The organism is Paramuribaculum intestinale (genome assembly GCF_003024925.1).
GTDB classification, from domain to species: Bacteria; Bacteroidota; Bacteroidia; order Bacteroidales; family Muribaculaceae; genus Paramuribaculum; species Paramuribaculum intestinale.
Genome location: NZ_PUED01000196.1, coordinates 1 through 4071, shown reverse-complemented (window position 1 = coordinate 4071; position 4071 = coordinate 1). Strand labels below are relative to the sequence as shown.

Annotated in this window: 6 protein-coding genes; all 6 read left to right on the top strand. The window is 44.5% G+C overall.

Annotated features, from left to right (window positions below):
- The coding region (locus C5O24_RS11365; protein WP_133165554.1) for a TraG family conjugative transposon ATPase at positions 1-637 on the top strand (637 nt) is incomplete at its 5' end.
- Entirely contained in the window at positions 637-1356 is a 720-nt protein-coding gene (locus C5O24_RS11360) for a hypothetical protein (RefSeq protein ID WP_107036650.1), read from the top strand. The genes C5O24_RS11365 and C5O24_RS11360, both read left to right, overlap by 1 nt.
- Positions 1357-1366: 10 nt before the next feature.
- Entirely contained in the window at positions 1367-2005 is a 639-nt protein-coding gene (locus C5O24_RS11355; RefSeq protein WP_107036651.1) for a DUF4141 domain-containing protein, read from the top strand.
- Positions 2006-2020: 15 nt separating this feature from the next.
- Positions 2021-3019: a conjugative transposon protein TraJ gene (traJ, locus tag C5O24_RS11350; RefSeq protein ID WP_107036659.1), complete on the top strand. Its 999-nt coding sequence runs from the start codon at positions 2021-2023 to the stop codon at positions 3017-3019.
- Between the two features lie 6 nt (positions 3020-3025).
- Positions 3026-3649, top strand: a complete 624-nt coding sequence (traK, locus tag C5O24_RS11345) for a conjugative transposon protein TraK (protein ID WP_107036652.1) — start codon at positions 3026-3028, stop codon at positions 3647-3649.
- Entirely contained in the window at positions 3649-3930 is a 282-nt protein-coding gene (locus C5O24_RS11340) for a TraL conjugative transposon family protein (protein ID WP_107036653.1), read from the top strand. The genes traK and C5O24_RS11340 overlap by 1 nt, the downstream gene beginning before the upstream one ends.
- The last annotated feature ends 141 nt before the right edge of the window (positions 3931-4071 follow it).

Below are 4071 nucleotides of genomic sequence, written 5' to 3'. Positions count from 1 at the left end.
CTCCAAAGCCAATATTGACCTGCTGAACAAGAGGTTTGTGGTCTTCGAGATTGACAGCATCAAGGATAACAAGGAATTATTCCCAGTGGTGACAATCATCATCATGGAGGCTTTCATCAACAAGATGCGAAGGCTCAAAGGTATCCGAAAAGTCCTTATATGTGAAGAGGCTTGGAAGGCTCTTTCTTCGGCTAACATGGCGGAGTATATGAAGTACCTCTATAAGACTGTGCGTAAATACTTTGGTGAGGCGGTAGTGGTGACGCAGGAGGTTGACGACATTATTTCGTCGCCTATTGTCAAGGAGACTATCATCAACAACTCCGACTGCAAGATACTTTTGGATCAGCGCAAATATATGAATCGCTTCGACCAGATTCAGGAACTGCTTGGTCTGACCGACAAGGAGAAGTCGCAGATACTCAGTATAAACATGGCAAACAATCCCAATCGGCTCTACAAGGAGGTGTGGATTGGTCTTGGTGGCACACAGTCAGCCGTCTATGCCACGGAGGTAAGCAAAGAAGAATATCTATGCTACACAACAGAGGAAACGGAAAAATTACGTGTGCTTGAAATGGCGCATAAACTTGGCGGTGATACAGAAACCGCAATAAAATTATTAGCAAGTCAATAATGAAAGATTTAATTTACTTCTACTATGAGCATGAAGTTTTGATGGATTTTATAGGAAAATCGTTATGGTATATGTTTTGGTCAGGTGTAGTTCTTCTTGCACTGTATCTTATCGGCAGGATAGGATATTCGACCTACACTTCCGTCAAATACCTCTATGACAAATCGGAGCAACGGGTCAAGCACTGGTTTCACTGTAAAGTCGAACACATCGTGGGGCGTATGCGAGTATCCGTTGACAAGGCTATAAAGGAAGCACTCCAAATTGATAAAGAAATAGCCTCAAACGACCCGCGACAAACACTTGTAGGCACATGGATGTCGGATGCAAAGGACTATTTCATAAAGATATATCAGGCTGGAAACCTATATCTTGCAATCGCTGAAGATTATAGGATTTCTCAAAAACGAAAGTTTACGGCTCCCCTAAGAATCCCGTTCGACCACAAAATCAATCCCGATATTTACTATCTCGATGATTCAAATTACTGTACCATTGCGTACAATTCAGTTGACGACACAGTTCTTGTCGCCGATTATTATGGTATCAAATTGTCAAGATGTTCAGAATTTGCATATGAGACTATAAAAAGGATAATGCCAACCGTCAAGCCTGAAATATTTGAGCCTATCACACTACGCCCGGAGGTAGCTAAGAACATTAACGATATTGAGGCTGCTTTCAACTCTGCAAAAGAGGATGTGGCTGACAAAACATAAATAAATTATGATGAAATTATTCAAAATATTTATACCTGCATTTTTTCTGTGCTTGTTAATCGGCACTGGTAATGCTTCCGCCCAATGGACGGTAATTGATCCGTCAAACATCGCCCAGAGCATCGTAAACTCTTCAAAATCACTCGTTCAGGAGTCGACGACCGCGACGAATATGGTCAATAACTTCAAAGAGACGGTAAAGATTTACCAACAGGCGAAGAAATATTATGACGCTCTCCAATCGGTCAACAACCTCGTCCGCGATGCCCGCAAGGTGCAGCAGACCGTCCTGATGCTCGGCGACATATCCGGTTACTATGTCAACAACTTCAAGAAGATGCTGACCGATCCCAACTTCACAAGTGCCGAGCTCTCGGCTATCGCCTCCGGCTACACCCGTATCCTCGAAGAAGCCAACGGAGTACTTGGAGATCTGAAACAGGTGGTCAATATCACGACATTAAGTATGACCGACAAAGACCGCATGGACGTGGTGGATGACTGCTACAGGGAGATGAAAAGGTTGAAAAATCTGACGGCATACTACACTAACAAGAATATCAGCGTATCATATCTACGGGCAAAAAAGAAGGCTGATACACAACGAGTCGTTAGTCTGTATGGTGACGGTTCGGAAAAATACTGGTAGTCTATGCTTTGTGCTATTGATTTCACAAACCTCCACACCATACTCCGCTCGTTGTATGATGAAATGATGCCACTATGCTCCGATATGGCGGGAGTTGCCCAGGCTATCGCCGGACTCGGGGCACTGTTCTTCGTCGCTTATAGAGTATGGCAGTCACTGGCAAGGGCTGAGCCTATTGATGTCTTTCCGCTACTTCGTCCATTTGTCATAGGGTTCTGTATCATGTTCTTTCCTACTATGGTACTCGGTACGATAAATACCGTAATGTCACCTATTGTCCAAGGCACAGCCTCTATGCTTGAAGGTCAGACATTGGACATGAAGAAGTATCGCGAGGAGAAGGACCGACTGGAATACGAGAAAATGATGAATGATCCGTCAACGGCGTATCTGGTGGATGATGCAGAATTTGACCGTCAGATTGACGAACTCGGAGTAACCGAGGTCGGCACCGCTGCCGGTATGTATATCGAGCGAGGCATATATAAAGTGAAGAAGGCTATCCAGAATTTTTTCAGAGAGTTACTGGAAATGCTTTTTCAGGCTGCTTCGCTTGCCATTGACACAATCAGGACCTTTTTTCTTATTGTATTGGCAATCCTCGGACCGATAGCTTTTGCCTTGTCTGCCTGGGATGGATTTCAGTCGACCTTGACTACGTGGATTCAACGCTACATTCAGACATATTTATGGCTCCCGGTAGCAGACCTGTTTTCTACAATTCTTGCTAAAATACAAGTTCTGATGCTCCAGAACGACATCTCGGAACTGACAAATAACCCCGCCGCAGACCTCGACAGTTCAAATACCTGCTATATCATCTTTATGATAATAGGCATCATCGGTTATTTCACAATTCCGACAGTATCCGGATGGATTATTCAGGCAGGTGGTGCGGGCAATTATAACCGTGCGGTCAATACTACTGCGATGCAAGGCGGCTCTATGGTCGGCAGTGTGGCAGGTGGAGTGGCAGGCAATGTGGCCGGCAGAGCCGGAAAACTTCTAAAATAAGCTCACTTGGAATTTAAGTCATTAAAAAACATAGAAAGTTCATTTCGCCAGTTGAGGCTGTTCGGTATAATTTTCGTGTCAATGTGTGCGGTGGTCGTATCCGTGGCTCTGATTATGGTTTTTAAATTCGCTGAAAAGCAGCGTGAGAAAATCTATGTTCTGGACAATGGCAAATCTTTGATGCTTGCCTTGTCACAGGATATGAGCCAGAACCGGCCCGCAGAAGCACGAGAGCATGTTCGTCGCTTTCACGAACTGTTCTTTACCCTGTCACCCGACAAATCTGCAATCGAGCATAATATCAACCGGGCTCTGATTCTTTCGGACAACAGTGCCTATAATTATTATTCGGACTTCGCAGAGAAAGGGTACTATAACAGAATAATTTCCGGCAATATCAATCAGGTGTGCAACGTGGATAGCGTGGTCTGCGACTTCAACAACTATCCCTATACCGCAAAGACCTACGCCAGACAGATGATTATCCGTCAAAGCAATGTCACACACCGCAGTCTGATAACTGTCTGCCGCCTGACAAACTCGTCAAGGTCTGATGACAACCCCAACGGTTTTATTATCGAGGGGTTCACAATCCTTGAAAACAAAGATATATCTACAGTCAAACGCTGATGAATTTCAAATCCTTACACCATTTTGTATGGTATACCCCCAAAGGCAGGATTCTATCACTCATCAAATCAAAGTGTGAGTCCATTCCTCCCAACCGCCGCATGACTGTCGTGGCAATAATGTTGACCGTGTTTATACTGATTGCCTTCGGCGTATTCGGTCACGCCTGCTACCGTCTCGGACAGGGCAATGCGCATACTGCAATTGAGATTAAACATATTCCATCGCTTGATTTACCTGAAAGGGTTGATCATGAAATCCCCCGTATTCCAATTCTCTGAACATGACATTTGAGAAACTGAAAGCGAAGGTCAACGGCTGGATCCAACCCAAGACTGAAAAAGACCGCCAGAACCTGAAAAAATATGCCATAGTTTTCCCTGCGATGTTCCTGTCCTTTTTGGTCGCGCTCTGGCTTATCT

Coding starts and splice junctions, on each gene's coding strand:
- C5O24_RS11340 (WP_107036653.1), top strand. CDS start 3,649: ATGAATTTCAAATCCTTACACCATTTTGTATGGTATACCCCCAAAGGC.
- C5O24_RS11355 (WP_107036651.1), top strand. CDS start 1,367: ATGAAATTATTCAAAATATTTATACCTGCATTTTTTCTGTGCTTGTTA.
- C5O24_RS11360 (WP_107036650.1), top strand. CDS start 637: ATGAAAGATTTAATTTACTTCTACTATGAGCATGAAGTTTTGATGGAT.